The following is a 15,786-nucleotide window of genomic DNA, read 5'->3' as shown; positions in this document are numbered from 1 at the left end:
GTTTTGCTTGTTTTCTTTTTGCAACACTAAGATAAGTGAAAATTCTGACATGGCAAAATCCTGGGCAACTTTTTGTTGCTCAGGAACTTATAAATAAAGTTAAATTATAGTGTTGCGGAATTAAGGAACAGTACACAAAGGTATAAACATACGAAGTAATACGCCCTTCGTTTAACAAGATTTATCGTTTTTAACATCTGGTGAAGTTCACTATAAGTATGCGAATGGCAGTCGCCCCATGCCAGGCGGGTAGCTACGAAGTATGTTTTTCTGTCTATACAATTGCCTTTGATTCTTCTTCAGAAACTCTTCGATTTTATCCCAAGAAACCAATCCTTTTCCGCCACCATCATATGTCGCTTATAAGCTATGAGCGTGTTCTGTTCTACAAGTTGTTGTCAACCAGAAGTTTTATAGGTCTTGACTAAGTCATGCCATATATCCCTTAAGGCCTTTGTCGATAACCAGCTAATTATCTTCCATCATTCTAAAAGGCGGAAGAACCAAAAAAAAGACCATGGAAATGCGAAAAAATCGCAGTTTTATGGATTTTCTCTCTAAAAAACAGTACTTTTGCAGATAATATGACACTTAGCGACGCTTTCAAACAGGTCAAGGCCTTTGCGCGTATCGATGGCGTGTTCATGGCAGTGCTGTGGGCAGCCAGTTTTATGGCCATCATCTTCGACCCCCAGTCCGTGTGGGGCACGATGCTTGCCATAGCCACTCCCTTTGTGGCCGGCGCACGCCTCAAGGTCTTCCGTGACCGCGCCCTCGACGGAGTCATCTCGTTCCGTCGTGGCTATGCCTATCTGTGGTATACCTTCCTCTACGCCAGCCTGCTCTTCGCGGCTTTCCAGCTGGTCTACTTCCGTTTCTTCGACAACGGTGCCTTCGTCGGCATGCTGGTGGGCGCTCTCCAGACGATAGAGGCCATCTACCGACAGCAGAACCTGTCGGTGCGAGAGCTTCAGGAGGCCGTCAACACGCTGCGTGCCACAAGCGATGTGCAGTTGGTGTTCACCTTCTTCACCCAGAACATCACGTTCTGCGCCATCATGTCGCTGCCCGTGGCAGCCATCATGCGCCGAAGTTATGCCCCCTATAATAAATAATGTATATATAAAACGTAAACAAGATATGGATATATCAGTAGTAATCCCCCTCTACAACGAGGAAGAATCGCTGCCCGAGCTCTTTGCCTGGATTAAGCGTGTGATGGAAGCCAACGGCTTCAGCTACGAAGTAATATTTGTCAACGATGGTTCTACCGACCACTCATGGGACGTCATCGAGCGTCTGAGCAAGGAGTCGGAGCACGTGCGTGGCATCAAGTTCCGCCGCAATTATGGCAAGAGTCCCGCGCTCTACTGCGGATTCAAGGAGGTTAAGGGCGACGTGGTCATCACTATGGATGCCGACCTGCAGGATTCTCCCGACGAGATACCCGGACTCTACAAGATGATTATGGAGGACGGCTACGACCTCGTGTCGGGCTACAAGCAGAAGCGATATGACCCCCTGTCCAAGACCATTCCCACCAAGCTCTTCAATGCCACCGCCCGCAAGATTAGCGGTGTGAAGAACCTGCACGACTTCAACTGCGGTCTCAAGGCTTACCGCCTGGAGGTGGTCAAGAATATCGAGGTCTATGGCGAGATGCACCGCTATATTCCCTACCTGGCCAAGAATGCCGGCTTTGACAAGATTGGCGAGAAGGTGGTACACCACCAGGCCCGCAAGTATGGCAAATCCAAGTTTGGCCTTAACCGTTTCTTCAACGGCTATCTGGACCTGCTCACCCTGTGGTTCCTTTCCAACTTCGGCAAGAAGCCTATGCACGTCTTCGGATTTCTGGGCTCGCTGGTATTCTTCATCAGCTTCATCGCCCTCGCCATCCTGGGCATCAGCAAGCTGGTCGAACTGAGTCAGGGCAACTATGGCCATCTGGTCACCGACTCTGCCTGGTTCTATATCTTCCTCACCTCGATGCTTATCGGTACCCAGCTCTTCCTTGCCGGTTTCATCGGCGACCTGGTAAGCCGTAGCAACCCCAACCGCAATGATTACCAGATAGAGGAGGAGATACGATGCGGAAAATAGCGCTACTGCTTGTGGCTGTGGTGGCGGTGATTGCCTCGTGCTCGTCGATAGACTGTCCGCTCAACAATACCGTCTATACCAAGTATAGGCTGGCTGGCGACGTGACGACGCTCGACGACACGCTGACCATATCGGTCAAGCGCACATCGGGAGCCGACACCGTGCTGCTCAACAAGGCGCTGCGCGTGGACAGCTTCAGCATCCCGCTGAGCTACAGCCACGAGAGCGACGAGTACTACTTCGACATCCGTCCCGATGGCGGTGTGCGTACCATAGACACTGTGACCATCACCAAGACCAACGAACCCCACTTCGAGTCGGTAGACTGTCCAGCCACCATGTTTCATACGCTGCAGCAGGTCAAATGCACCCATCACCGCATTGACTCTGTTGTGATTAACCAGAATAAAGTAAGCTACGATGCTCAGAAACCGCATTTGCTCATCTATTTCAAGAGTCTTGGCAGTTAGCCTCATGCTTCTGCTGATGCCCCTGGCGCTGCAGGCGCAGAACCACAAGGGCAAGACCCTTACCGACCGCGACACCATACCCCTCTTCCGCGGAGTGGCAGTGTCGTTCGACCTCGTGGGCGTCATCCAGTCGGGTCTGGGCGACTATGGCCAGTACGAGGCTGCCGCCCGTCTCAATCTGCGCGACCGCTATTTCCCCGTTGTCGAGCTGGGTGTGGGCCATGCCGATGCCGACGATGTAGACAGTGGACTGCGCTACAAGACCTCGGCTCCCTACGGCCGTGTGGGTGTAGATTTCAACGTGCTGCGCAACAAGCACGACGTGAACCGTGTGTATGTGGGTGGCCGCTATGGCTATACCTCCTTCAAGTATGATGTCGACGGCACCGCTGTCAAGGACCCCGTGTGGGGCGACGATGTGGAGTACAGCTATAAGGACAACAGTGCCAACTGCCACTGGCTCGAACTGGTCGCTGGCGTCGATGCCCGCATCTGGGGCCCGTTGCGTCTGGGATGGAGCCTGCGCTACAAGCGCAAACTCACAGCCAAAGACCCCGCTATCGGCAAGGCCTGGTATATCCCTGGTTATGGTCGTTACGACGACCGTATCGGCGGCACCTTCAATGTAATCATCGAACTCTGACACCATCATCTATATGGAGCGAACAAGCAAGAAGAAACTGATAGGGCAGGGTGTGTTTCTGCTCTTTCTGATTGTGGCGACGGTCATCATCGTGCGCCAGAACCGGGCGATGCCCTACCAGCACAACAAGGGCATGATATTCGGCACCACCTACAGCATCGTGTACCAGTACGACCGCGACCTGCAAGCCGGGATACTCGACCAGCTGCAGCAGGTAGACAACTCGCTCTCTCCGTTTAACGAGACCTCCATCATCTCTCGCGTAAACCGCAACGAGACCGTCGAGGTCAACGACCTCTTCACCGATGTGTTTACGATGGCGCAGGAGGTCTCTGCCGACACCCACGGCGCCTTCGACATCACCGTGGCGCCGCTGGTCAATACCTGGGGCTTCGGCTTCAAGCAGGGCACCCCGCCCACCAAGGCAGTGATAGACAGTCTGCTGGCTATCGTGGGATATGAGAAGGTGAAACTCAGCGGACGCCATGTAGTGAAGCAGGACGCCCGCACCATGCTCGACTGCAGCGCCATAGCCAAGGGCTACGGCTGCGATGTGGTGGCGCGCTATCTGCGTGACCAGGGCGTGACCAACTATATGATAGAGATAGGCGGAGAAATCGTTGCCCACGGCGTCAACGACAAGCAGACCGCCTGGCGTATCGGCGTCACCAAGCCCACCGACGACAGTCTCAATATCAACCAGGAACTGCAGACCATCATCGACGTTGCCGACAAGGCGATGGCCACCAGCGGCAACTACCGTAACTTCTACTACAAGAACGGCCGCAAGTATGCCCATACCATTGACCCTGCCACCGGCTACCCTGTCCAGCACAGCATTCTCTCTGCCACGGTGCTCACCAACAGTTGTGCCCGTGCCGACGCCTATGCCACCGCCTTCATGGTGATGGGACTCGAGCGCGCCCAGGAGGTGCTTGCCCGACATAAGGACATGATGGCCTACTTCATCTATACCGACAGCGAGGGCCGCCATGCCGTGTGGTGCTCTCCGGCACTGCGCGACAAGATGGCCGACCCCGCCCGCTGATAGCGCCCCCCCCTCTGACACCGTAACCCCTATGGACACGCTGCATATATACGACAAGCTGCTCCAGTTTGCCCTCTTCCAGGGACTGAGCAAGGCCGACCTCGGTGCGCTGGTGACCCATACCCGTCTGGGTTTCCACAAGTATGCCGAGGGCGACACCATAGCGCGTGCCCAGACCACCTGCGACCGTCTCTTCTTTCTCATCGACGGTAGGGTAGAGGTCGTCACCTCTGCCGACAACGGGTCCTATGCGGTGGCAGAGACCGCTGCGGCTCCGCTCTTGTTCGAGCCCGAAGCGCTGTTTGGCGTGAGCCCCCATTATGCCAGCCTCTACCGCGCCCTGACGCCCTGCAGCGTCATCGGCATCGGCAAAGACGAAATCTATAAGTTGATAGACCGTTTTCCCATCTTCCGTATCAACTACTTCAATCTTCTCTCTGCGCTTATCCAGAAGCGACACGCCCGCTGTTGGCGCAGCCACGGCGAAAGCATCGACAGCCGCGTCGTCGACTTTGTCCATAGCCACAGCCGCTACCCCGTAGGCGCCAAGCGTGTGGTCGTCAAGATGGTACGCCTGGCCCAAGAGCTGGGTTGCAGCCGTCTCGAGGTGTCGCGCGCATTGCATCGGCTGCAGAACCAGGGGCGTCTGCAGCTCTTCCGGGGAGGATTTGTGGCCGACCTGGCAGCCCCAGCCCATCAGCAACCCACTCCAGACACTTTCCGACAATGAACAGAAACAATATATTATATAAGGTGTACCGGCTCTATGCCGACGGTTTCCGCACCATGACCCTCGGCCGGGTGCTGTGGGCAGTCATCCTCATCAAGCTATTTGTCATCTTCTTTGTGCTGAAACTCTTCTTCTTCCCCGATGTGCTGGAGCAGAAGGCGCACGACGGCGACAAGGCGGCCTATGTGGCTGGCCAGCTGGTGGGGCGCTGACCCGATGGCGGCGACGCCCCTTAGAAAACTTAAGACAATCATCAATCATCTTAAAATTATAAACAATGACACACCTGTTGACAATCGACCCAACCCTCATCGACTGGTCGCGTGCGCAGTTTGCACTTACAGCCATCTACCATTGGCTCTTTGTGCCGCTCACGCTGGGTCTGGCCCTCATCATGGGCATTATGGAAACGTGCTATTATCGCACAGGTAAACTATTCTGGAAAGAAACTGCCGTGTTCTGGCAGCGCCTGTTTGGCGTCAACTTCGCCATGGGCGTGGCTACGGGCATCATCCTCGAGTTTGAGTTCGGCACCAACTGGAGCAACTACTCCTGGTTTGTGGGCGACATCTTCGGCGCCCCGCTTGCCGTCGAGGGCATCGTGGCGTTCTTCATGGAGAGCACCTTCGTCGCCGTCATGTATTTCGGCTGGGAGAAGGTGTCGCGTGGCTTCCACCTCGCCTCTACATGGCTCACTGGCCTGGGTGCCACCATCTCGGCATGGTGGATACTTGTGGCCAATGCGTGGATGCAGTACCCCGTGGGCTGCGAGTTCAATCCCGACACCGTGCGCAACGAGATGACGAGCTTCGTCGATGTAGCCCTGTCGCCCTTTGCCGTCGACAAGTTCTTCCACACCGTCACCTCTACCTGGGTGGTGGGCGCCGTATTCGTGTGCGCCGTAAGCTGTTGGTATCTCTTGCGCCGCCGTGAGCAGGAGATGGCACGCCAGAGTATCCGCATCGCCAGCATCGTGGGCATCGTGGCCGCTGTGCTCACCATGACCACAGGCGACTTCTCGGCAGTGAAGGTGGCAGAGACCCAGCCCATGAAGCTGGCAGCCATGGAGGCACTCTACGACGGAGGCGAGGGCGTGTCGCTCACCGCCATAGCCGCTGTCAACCCTTTGGAGCAGCCCGACTATGCCCAGGGCGGCGAGGCTCCGCTGCGCATAGCCATCCCCAACGGACTCTCCCTGCTTGCCACCCACTCGATAGACGGCTACGTGCCCGGCGTCAACGACATCCTCAACGGCTATACCCGCGACGGCAAGCGTGAACTCTCTGCCGAAGAGAAGATGGAGCGTGGCCGTAGAGCCATCACCTCCCTTGCCACCTACCGCAGGCTGAAGGCTGCCGACGCCACCGACGCCCGACTGGACAGTCTGGCTGCCCAGCTGAAGCAGGACATGCCATATTTCGGTTATGGATATATCAAGGACCGAGCCGAACTGGTGCCCTATATCCCCGTCAACTTCTACGCCTTCCGCATCATGGTGGGCGTGGGGTCGCTCCTCATGCTCTTCTTCCTCGTCATCGGCCATATCGCCTGGCGCAAGGACATCACCGCCACCCATCGCTGGCTGTATCTGGCTGCCCTGGCGATGCTGCCCCTTACCTATATCGCCAGCGAGGCAGGATGGATAGTCGCCGAGTTGGGCCGACAGCCTTGGGCCATCCAGGACATGATGCCCACGGTGGCAGCCGTCTCCGACCTGCAGTCGGGCAGCGTGGCCCTGACCTTCTTCCTCTTCCTGATACTCTTCACCGTGCTGCTCATAGCCGAGGTAAGCATCATGTGCCGTGTCATCAGAAACTATAATGCCAACAAATAACAACTTGTGAAACCCTATACATCATAATATGATTATGACTTACGAATTCCTACAACAATACTGGTGGTTTATCGTCTCGCTGCTTGGGGCGCTGCTTGTGTTCCTGCTCTTTGTGCAGGGCGCCAACTCAATGGTTTATAGCCTTGGCCGTACTGAAGAGGGACAGCGCAAGGTGCTCGACTCTACCGGACGCAAATGGGAAATCACCTTTACCACGCTCGTCACTTTTGGCGGAGCCTTCTTTGCCTCGTTCCCTCTCTTCTACAGCACCAGCTTTGGCGGAGCCTACTGGCTGTGGATGATTATCCTCTTCTCGTTTGTGCTGCAGGCAGTGAGCTATGAGTTCCAGCTCAAGAAGGGCAATCTGCTTGGCACCCGCACCTACCGATGGTTCCTCATACTCAACGGCATCGTGGGTCCGCTGCTGCTCGGTGGCGCTGTGGCTACATTCTTCGACGGCTCAAACTTCCTGGTAGAGAAGGCGTCGCTGACCGATGTCGGCTCGCCCGTCATCAGCCGCTGGGCCAACGCCTCCGCTGGACTCGACGCGCTGCTCGACGTGTGGAACCTCGTGTTTGGTCTCGCCGTGATGTTTCTGGCGCGCATGCTGGGCACGCTCTATATTATAAATAATGTGGACGACGAGGACATCCGCTCGCGTGGCAGCGTGCGCCTCATCGGATGCACGGTGCCCTTCCTCGTGCTGTTCTTGGCCTTCTTTGTGAGACTGCTGCTCAAGGACGGATATGCCGTCGACGCCGCCACGGGCGTGGTGTCGCTGGAGCCGATGAAGTATCTGCACAACTACCTTGCCATGCCGCTGCTCGTCGTGCTCACCCTCGCGGGCGTGGCGCTGTTGCTCTACGGCGTGGTGCGCACCATCGTCAGCAAAACCTATATCCGTGGCATCTGGCCCGCCGGTGTGGGCGTGGTGCTGGTCGTGCTCTCTCTGCTGTTGGTGGCAGGCTATGCTGATACCGCCTACTATCCCTCCAATGCCGACCTGCAGTGCTCGCTCACTATTGCCAACAGTTGCAGCAGTGAGTTCACGCTCCGCACGATGTTCTACGTGTCGCTCCTTGTGCCGTTTGTCTTCGCCTACATCGCCTACGTATGGCGCGTGATGGACAGGAAGTAAAGCGATAGCCCCCATATTCCCGAAGGGGATGACTCCGTAAGGTTCAGCGGTTTTCCCGCGCCCCAAGGTGTCATCCCCTTCTGTCGTTTCTATCGCCGGGGGGCGCTTCGCCCGCAGCCCCGTCATGACTGGGAATGGCGACAAACCGCCCGTGACCGCAAATAAGTTGACGGCGAAGTGGGAAATACTGAAATCATGGTTTGCCACACATAAATCGCAGTTCGAAATACAGAAATCAAACCCTGAAATCATCGCCAATGCCATCTCTGTGGGAAATGGCTTGGTGGGCAGCGGTCTGGAGCGGGTCTGGGTGGCGCCGTAGGCAAGTTCCTGTGTCGCGAAATGGGCGAGGGGAGTGGCGGCTCAAAGCCCGCTCAAGGCATGAATGACAGCGGCCGTCGCCAATGGAAGTAAAACATTAGTTAAAAAAATGGATATAATGGCTTGAATATGTTAGTTTTTTACTATTTTTGCATAAAATAGGCGACACCTCGGTTCTCGGACAGTCTCATGGCAGACAGGAGCGCCGTCACTGCATCGAAATCAACTACGAATAGTATGGACATTACAGCAAATATAGACAAAACTCAGGAAAATCCCTTTTTCCTGCCTTATAACACCCCTCACGACACTGTTCCTTTTGATAGAATAAAGACCGAACACTATGAAGAGGCGTTCATGGAGGGTATACGTCGTGATGATGAGGCTATCGACAAGCTCATCAACGACCCCGAAGAACCCACCTTTGAGAATACTCTCACCCGAGTAGACCTGAGCAAGGGCGAGCACTATTATGATTTGCTCGACCGCGTGTCGAGCGTGTTCTCGTGCATGCTCAGTGCCGAGACCAGTGATGAGATGGACGCCCTGGCCCAGAAGCTCAACCCCATACTCACCAAGCACGCCAACGACGTGTCGCTCAACCGTCGTCTCTTTGAGCGCATCAAGTATGTCTATGAGCACCATCGTGAGCTCACGCCCGAGGAGAGTATGCTGCTGCAAACCTCTTACGACGGATTTGTGCGCAGCGGTGCCCTGCTCAGTGACGAGGACAAGGAGAAGCTGCGCCGGCTGACCGAAGAAGCCAGCATGCTCTCGCTGCAGTTCTCTCAGAACCTGCTGAAGGAGAACAAGGCATATCAGTTGCACATCACCGATGAAGCAGAGTTGAGCGGACTGCCCGACACACAGCGTGAGGCTGCCGCCCAGGCTGCTGCCGAGAAGGACAAGGAGGGTTGGGTGTTCACGCTCGACTTCCCCAGCTATTCGCCCTTCATGACCTATGCCGACAGGCGCGACCTGCGTCGTGAGATGTATATGGCCCACATGACCGTATGTACCCACGACAACGAGCAGAACAATCTGGAGATATGCAAACGGCTGGTCAATCTGCGCCGCGAGGTGGCACAGCTGCTGGGATATGACACTTATGCCGACTATGTACTGGTGCAGCGCATGGCGACCAATACCGCCAACGTCTATCGTCTGCTCGACGACCTCATCGAGGCTTACAAGCCCACCGCCGTCAACGAGATGGAAGAGATAGAGCAGATGGCGCGCCGCCACGAGGGCGACGACTTCAAGCTGGAGCCCTGGGACATCTCCTACTACGCCCACAAGCTCAAGATGGAGCGCTATAATCTCGATGCCGAAATGCTGCGCCCCTACTTCAAGCTGGAGAACGTCATCGGCGGCGTCTTCGGACTGGCTACCCGTCTCTACGGCATCACCTTCAAGGAAAACGCGGATATCCCCGTGTATCATCCCGATGTCAAAGCCTATGAGGTGTACGACAACGACGGGAAGTATCTCGCTGTGCTCTATGCAGACTTCCATCCGCGCAAAGGCAAGCAGAACGGAGCATGGATGACAGAGTTTCAGGGACAGTGGATAGACCGCAAGGGCAACAATGTGCGCCCGCATGTGTCACTGGTCATGAACTTTACCAAGCCCACGGCCGAGAAGCCGGCACTGCTCACGCTGAGCGAGGTGGAGACCTTCCTGCACGAATTTGGTCACTCGCTCCACGGCATGTTTGCCAACACCCGCTTCCAGAGCCTCTCGGGTACCAACGTGTGGTGGGACTTCGTCGAACTGCCCTCCCAGTTTATGGAAAACTATGCCGTAGAGAAGGAATTCCTCAGTACCTTTGCCTACCATTATCAGACCGGCGAGCCTCTGCCCGACGAGCTTATCCGCCGCATCGTGGACAGCCGCAACTTCATGGTGGGCTACAGCTGTCTGCGTCAGGTGAGTTTCGGTCTGCTGGATATGGCCTACTACACCCAGCGCGGCGTCTTCGATGAAGACATCATCGACTACGAACACAAGGCTTGGGCCAAGGCAATGGTCACTCCGCAGCTCAAGGACACATGCATGACGGTGCAGTTCTCCCACATTATGGCGGGCGGATATGCTGCCGGCTACTACAGCTACAAATGGGCTGAGGTGCTCGACGCCGACGCCTTCAGCGTCTTCAAGAAGCACGGCATCTTCGACCGTGCCACCGCCCAGAGCTTCAGAGACAATATCCTCTCGCGTGGCGGTACCGAGCATCCCATGACGCTCTACAAGCGCTTCCGCGGTCAGGAGCCCACCATCGATGCACTGCTCGAGCGCAACGGAATAAAAAGCGACACCCAATAACAACATACTGACATGACAGAAGAAGAGAAGCGATACCGCCTTGACCTGCGTTATCTGCGCATGGCACATATATGGGCCGAGAACTCCTACTGCCGTCGCAGGCAGGTAGGGGCGCTGGTGGTCAAGGACAAGATGATTATCAGCGACGGCTATAACGGCACACCGAGTGGGTTTGAAAATGTGTGTGAAGACGAGAACAATCTCACCAAGCCCTATGTGCTGCACGCCGAAGCCAACGCCATCACCAAGTTGGCACGTAGCAGCAACAACAGCGACGGCTCTACGCTCTATGTCACTGCCTCGCCCTGTATAGAGTGTGCCAAGCTCATCATCCAGGCAGGCATCAAGCGCGTGGTCTATGGTGAGAAGTATCGTCTTGAGGATGGTATCAACCTTCTGAAGCGTGCAAATATCGAAGTGGTTTATCTTAATGCAAACGACAATGAATCAGAAAAAGTCTAACAGATTCACTCCGCTGCTGATGGCCCTGTGCATCATCATCGGCATCATCATCGGAACATTCTATGCCAATCATTTCTCGGGCAACCGACTGAATATCATCAACAGCGGCAGCAACCGCCTGAGCAATCTGCTGCATATCATCAGCGACCAGTATGTAGACGAGGTCAACATCGACTCGCTGGTGGATGTGGCTATCCCTCAGATTCTCTCCGAGCTCGACCCTCACTCTGTGTATATCAATTCCAAGCAGGCACAGACTGCCACCGACGACCTGAAGGGTTCGTTCTCGGGTATCGGTGTCGAGTTTGTCATCCGACAGGACACTATTCACATCCAGGGCGTCATCAAGAACGGTCCCGCCGAAAAGGCCGGCGTTCTGGCAGGCGACAAGATTGTGAGCGTGGATGGCAAGCCGTTTGTGGGTAAGATAGTGACCCAGGAAGAGGCCATGCACAGGCTCAAGGGCCCCAAGGACACCAAGGTCAAGATAGGCGTGGTGCGCTATGGCTCCAAGATGGTCCATACCTTTACCATCACGCGTGGCGACATCCCCCAGAAGAGCATCGCCGCCACCTATATGCTCGACGACAAGACCGGCTACATCCGCGTGAAGAAATTCTCTGAGACCACCTATGCCGAGCTGCTCATCTCGCTGGCCAAGCTCTCGCAGAGCGGGTTCACCAATCTCGTGATAGACCTGCGCGACAACACCGGCGGCTATCTCGAGACGGCTGTGCAGATGGCCAACGAGTTCTTGCCCAAGAACCGTCTGATAGTATATACCCAGGGCCGCAAGCAGCCCAGACAGGAGTTCCTCTCCGATGGTCGCGGCAGCTACAAGGATATACCGCTTGTGGTGCTTATCAATGAGGGCTCGGCCTCTTCGTCTGAAATCTTTGCCGGCGCCATCCAGGACAATGACCGCGGTACCATCATCGGCCGCCGCTCGTTTGGCAAGGGCCTTGTGCAGAAGCAGATGGAGTTCCCCGACGGCAGCATCATCCGTCTTACCACCGCCCGCTACTACACTCCTTCGGGCCGCTGCATCCAGAAGCCCTATACCATGGGCGACGAGTCGTTCTACGCCCAAGACCTGGTAGACCGCTATCAGCACGGCGAATACTTCTCGCAAGACTCCATCAAGCACACCGGTCCGGCTTATCACACCCATATCGGACGCGTGGTCTATGGCGGTGGCGGCATCACCCCCGACATCTTCATCCCCGAAGACACCCTGGGTATGACGTCATATTACAAGCGGGCTGCCATGAGCGGACTGATACTGCAGTTTGCCTACGACTATACGGATGATAACCGTGCCAAACTGAACGGGTATCGCAACATGCAGTCGCTTTACGACTATCTGAAGACGCAGAACCTCGTGGAGCGATTTGCCTCCTATGCCGACCGCAACGGTCTGCAGCGACGCAACCTGATGATACGCAAGTCGCACAAGCTGCTCGACCAGTATATCAACAGTCGCATCATCTATAATATGCTCGACGAGGAGGCTTGGAACGAATACCTCAACCAGGACGATGACAACATCAGGGCTGCTCTCAATGTTTTTGCCCAGGGCAAGGCGTTTCCCAAGAAGCCGGCAGTCAAGAAAAAGGCAGTGAGGAAGGTCGCCGTGAAGAAGGCGGTGGCCAAGCACAGAAAATAACATAATCACCCAGGCGATATGTCTAAGAAGGAACTAAGACAACTTATCCGCCAACGCAAGCGACAGTTCACCCAGCAGGAGTTGGGCGAACTGTCGCTTGCCGTTGTGGGGCGTCTGTCGGCCCATAAGCGGATGGCAGAGGCACAGACCGTGATGCTCTATTGCTCGTTGCCCGATGAGGTGGACACACATGGGCTCATAGACACGCTCTACGGCGAGGGCAAGACCGTGGTGCTGCCTGTGGTGACCGGCGAAGGCGAGATGGAGCTGCGCGTCTATCATGGCGCCGACAGTCTGCGTCGTGGCGCCTTCGACATACTCGAACCCGTGGGCGAGCGCTTTACCGACTATGAAAGCATCGACCTGGCTGTCATTCCCGGCATGGCCTTCGACGACAGCGGCCAGCGGCTTGGGCGCGGCAAGGGTTACTACGACCGCTTCCTGGTCAATCTCCCTCACTGTTATAAGATAGGTATGTGTTTCGACTTCCAACGCGTGGAGCATGTGCCGTGTGAGTCTACCGATATCGCCGTAGACGAAGTGATATAACCTACAGACAATAGATATGAAACGCATTATCCTCATGCTGATGATGGCGACGGGCGTCATGACCTCGCTTGCCATTACGCCCATAGACTCGCTCGAGCTGCGCCGTCTGCAGCAGATGGCAGACTCGGTGGTCGACGAAGCCCGCAGGCTGTATCTCTATGAGTATCTGGCTTGGCACAGCGCCGACGAACTGACCAAGCACAAGGTGGATGTGAAGAAAATCGGCATGGGAGGCGTCACCGTCGACGACAACGGCATCATGCACTACATCTATGTGGACAAGAAAGGCGAGCTGCTGCTTGATTATGTGCTCGACCCGCAGTCGATGTTCTCGATAACCACGACCAAGAAGCGTGCCCTCGACAACAGTGAGATGCAGGCGATGGTCTTGCGGACACAGGCCATCAAGACGGTGGTGGAGACGTGTGGCGACAGCATCTTAAACTATAGCTCCGCCGACGGTACGCTCAATTTCGACGTGATACCCATGGACAACGGCCGGCTCAGGATGTACATCATCCAGGGCACGACCCATACCGATGTGCAGCCGTTTGGCAATGATTATGTCATCGACCTGGACGGCAGGCTCCAGGTGACCTCGTTCAGGCGGCTGCACAACTTCTATATAGAGATACCCATCGGCAATGACTCCAACTCTATCTCGCACAGGCATGCTCCCGACAGCGGGATGATTACGGCTACCGACATCGTCAGCTTCATGCTCTACGGCCACGACCTCTTCGGTCTGGGGTCGACCTACGTGACCTTCAAGCCCCACGCCGACGGCGAGGGCTACGTTGTGGTCTTCGACACCAATAGCTTCAAGGCCGTGGTGATGACCCAGGGTATGGTCGAAAAGTTTGTGAATGAAGACAGGAAAGATAAATAAGGAATAAAAGCCTCAGTAGATGCGCACATCGGCGATGACCATGGCGCCTACTTCGGCATTGAGACGCTGTACCAACTTGGAACGCATCATAGACAAATCCTGCCTGAGGGCGGGATTTGTTATTTTTACAAACAACGTCTGGTTCTTGATGAACTTCTCGCCGGTATATCTGCCCACGGTGGTGCCGGTCACCGTCTCCCAGGCGTCGATAACTCTCCGCTGCAGCAAGGGCGTCTCCAGCCCCTGGTCGCGTAGCAGGTGATTGATAACATCACCGATTGATTTTACATTGCGCTTAAACATGATTGTCGTCCTCCTTGCGTTGGGTGATTTCTCCATCTTCCACCTCAAACAACTTATAGTCCATCGCGCTGTGCTGGAGTATACGGTCCAGGTGGTCACGGTTGGTGTCGGTGATGAATATCTGCCCGAAGTTGTCGGCCGATACCAACTTCACAATCTGCTCCACGCGGCGTGCGTCGAGCTTGTCGAATATGTCATCGAGCAAGAGCAGCGGCACCGTGGCCGTCACTGTGCGCTTGAGAAACTCAAACTGTGCCAGCTTCAGCGCCAGTACGAACGTCTTGTTCTGCCCCTGGCTTCCCTCGCGCTTCATCTGATAGTCGCCGAGCATCATCTCGATGTCGTCGCGGTGTACGCCATGGAGCGAGTAGCCCACGGCGCGGTCTTTGGCCCTGTCGCGGCGTATCACGTCGATGAGCCGTCCGCGCTGGCAATGAGAGATGTAGCGCAGGCTCACTTTCTCCTTGTTCTCGGATATGGTCTCGTAGATGTGCTGGAACACGGGAATGAGCTGGCTGATGAACTCGTCGCGCCGGCGATAGATAATCTCTCCCTGTGAAGCCATCTCCTCCTCCCAAATATCGAGCAGGGCAGGGTCGGGCTCAGCCTCCATCTTGAGTAGGGCATTGCGCTGTTGCAGGGCCTTGTTGCAGCGCATCAGGGCATCGGCGTAAGCCACATCGTACTGGCATATCACCATATCCATCAGCCTCCGGCGCTCCTCGCTGCCCCCGGCAATGAGCACGCTGTCGGCGGGCGAGACAAAGACCAGCGGGATGAGCCCGATATGTTGGGCCAGACGCTTGTAGTCTTTCTTGTCGCGCTTGAAATGCTTCTTCACCCCACGCTTCATGCCGCAGTAGATGTTGAAATCCTCACCGCTGTCGCTCCTGTAGTCGCCATCGAGCACAAAGAAGTCCTGGTCGTGCATGATTACCTGCGAGTCGATGGGCGTGAAGGCGCTCCGACAGAACGACAGGTAATAGACAGCGTCGAGAAAGTTGGTCTTTCCCACGCCGTTCTGCCCTATAAGACAGTTGATTTTGGGCGACAACTCTATCGTTGCCTCCCTTATGTTCTTGTAGTTGAGTATGGACAGTCTTTTCAGAATCATAGCGGCTTTATCCTTGCTCTCTGGGAGTGTGTTATCCCCGTGAGTGATGCAAAGTTACGCCAATTATCACGCAAAAGCAAAAAAATAGAGAAATATATTTCAATATGTGAGATTATTTGATTAATTTTGCCTTGAATATGCACGCGGCTTTCGTGGCCGTCAGCATGATTGCAACATTGGGAATAAAAACA

General features: G+C 55.4%; 16 protein-coding genes. 14 read left to right on the top strand and 2 right to left on the bottom strand.

What is annotated here, in order from left to right; translation table 11 throughout:
• Positions 1 to 584: 584 nt before the first annotated feature.
• The 14 genes from CIK92_RS07460 (at position 585) to CIK92_RS07390 (ending at position 14,178) form a co-directional block, all read left to right on the top strand.
• On the top strand, positions 585 to 1,115 hold the full coding sequence (locus tag CIK92_RS07460) for a DUF4199 domain-containing protein (protein WP_022309955.1): 531 nt from the start codon (positions 585 to 587) through the stop codon (positions 1,113 to 1,115).
• 25 nt (positions 1,116 to 1,140) lie between these two features.
• The gene (locus CIK92_RS07455) at positions 1,141 to 2,103 is read left to right on the top strand and encodes a glycosyltransferase family 2 protein (RefSeq protein WP_022309954.1); all 963 of its coding nucleotides are present in this window, start codon (positions 1,141 to 1,143) and stop codon (positions 2,101 to 2,103) included.
• The gene (locus CIK92_RS07450; RefSeq protein ID WP_094387408.1) at positions 2,091 to 2,573 is read left to right on the top strand and encodes a DUF6452 family protein; all 483 of its coding nucleotides are present in this window, start codon (positions 2,091 to 2,093) and stop codon (positions 2,571 to 2,573) included. Before CIK92_RS07455 ends, CIK92_RS07450 begins: the two co-directional genes overlap by 13 nt.
• Positions 2,563 to 3,216: a DUF6048 family protein gene (locus CIK92_RS07445; RefSeq protein WP_371327124.1), complete on the top strand. Its 654-nt coding sequence runs from the start codon at positions 2,563 to 2,565 to the stop codon at positions 3,214 to 3,216. The genes CIK92_RS07450 and CIK92_RS07445 overlap by 11 nt, the downstream gene beginning before the upstream one ends.
• A 13-nt stretch (positions 3,217 to 3,229) precedes the next feature.
• Positions 3,230 to 4,264: an FAD:protein FMN transferase gene (locus CIK92_RS07440; protein WP_094388662.1), complete on the top strand. Its 1,035-nt coding sequence runs from the start codon at positions 3,230 to 3,232 to the stop codon at positions 4,262 to 4,264.
• A gap of 31 nt (positions 4,265 to 4,295) precedes the next feature.
• Complete coding sequence (locus CIK92_RS07435) at positions 4,296 to 4,994, top strand: Crp/Fnr family transcriptional regulator (RefSeq protein WP_158214755.1); 699 nt, start codon at positions 4,296 to 4,298, stop codon at positions 4,992 to 4,994.
• The gene (locus CIK92_RS07430; protein ID WP_022309949.1) at positions 4,991 to 5,206 is read left to right on the top strand and encodes a DUF4492 domain-containing protein; all 216 of its coding nucleotides are present in this window, start codon (positions 4,991 to 4,993) and stop codon (positions 5,204 to 5,206) included. The genes CIK92_RS07435 and CIK92_RS07430 overlap by 4 nt, the downstream gene beginning before the upstream one ends.
• 65 nt (positions 5,207 to 5,271) lie before the next feature.
• Entirely contained in the window at positions 5,272 to 6,828 is a 1,557-nt protein-coding gene (locus tag CIK92_RS07425; RefSeq protein WP_094388660.1) for a cytochrome ubiquinol oxidase subunit I, read from the top strand.
• A gap of 34 nt (positions 6,829 to 6,862) precedes the next feature.
• Positions 6,863 to 7,966, top strand: a complete 1,104-nt coding sequence (locus CIK92_RS07420) for a cytochrome d ubiquinol oxidase subunit II (RefSeq protein ID WP_094388667.1) — start codon at positions 6,863 to 6,865, stop codon at positions 7,964 to 7,966.
• 558 nt (positions 7,967 to 8,524) lie between these two features.
• Positions 8,525 to 10,612: a M3 family metallopeptidase gene (locus CIK92_RS07410; RefSeq protein WP_094388658.1), complete on the top strand. Its 2,088-nt coding sequence runs from the start codon at positions 8,525 to 8,527 to the stop codon at positions 10,610 to 10,612.
• A 12-nt stretch (positions 10,613 to 10,624) separates the two neighbouring features.
• Positions 10,625 to 11,074: a dCMP deaminase family protein gene (locus tag CIK92_RS07405; protein WP_022309945.1), complete on the top strand. Its 450-nt coding sequence runs from the start codon at positions 10,625 to 10,627 to the stop codon at positions 11,072 to 11,074.
• Positions 11,055 to 12,740 (top strand): S41 family peptidase, encoded by a 1,686-nt coding sequence (locus CIK92_RS07400; RefSeq protein ID WP_094387402.1) that lies wholly within the window; start codon positions 11,055 to 11,057, stop codon positions 12,738 to 12,740. The genes CIK92_RS07405 and CIK92_RS07400 overlap by 20 nt, the downstream gene beginning before the upstream one ends.
• A gap of 18 nt (positions 12,741 to 12,758) precedes the next feature.
• Positions 12,759 to 13,289: a 5-formyltetrahydrofolate cyclo-ligase gene (locus CIK92_RS07395; protein WP_094388657.1), complete on the top strand. Its 531-nt coding sequence runs from the start codon at positions 12,759 to 12,761 to the stop codon at positions 13,287 to 13,289.
• A 16-nt stretch (positions 13,290 to 13,305) separates the two neighbouring features.
• Positions 13,306 to 14,178 carry a hypothetical protein gene (locus CIK92_RS07390; RefSeq protein ID WP_144289372.1) on the top strand — a complete coding sequence of 291 codons (873 nt, stop codon included), beginning with the start codon at positions 13,306 to 13,308 and terminating at the stop codon, positions 14,176 to 14,178.
• A 12-nt stretch (positions 14,179 to 14,190) separates the two neighbouring features.
• Here the strand turns inward: CIK92_RS07390 and CIK92_RS07385 are convergent, their stop codons facing one another.
• Positions 14,191 to 14,481: a DciA family protein gene (locus tag CIK92_RS07385; protein WP_094388655.1), complete on the bottom strand. Its 291-nt coding sequence runs from the start codon at positions 14,479 to 14,481 to the stop codon at positions 14,191 to 14,193.
• A complete protein-coding gene (locus CIK92_RS07380; protein ID WP_094387398.1) occupies positions 14,474 to 15,595 on the bottom strand; it encodes a DNA replication/repair protein RecF in 1,122 nt (373 codons plus the stop codon). The genes CIK92_RS07385 and CIK92_RS07380 overlap by 8 nt, the downstream gene beginning before the upstream one ends.
• Positions 15,596 to 15,786 lie beyond the last annotated feature (191 nt).

It is taken from the genome of Prevotella sp. P4-67 (assembly GCF_002251325.1).
Lineage (GTDB): Bacteria > Bacteroidota > Bacteroidia > Bacteroidales > Bacteroidaceae > Prevotella.
This window is presented reverse-complemented; position numbering and strand designations above follow the sequence as displayed.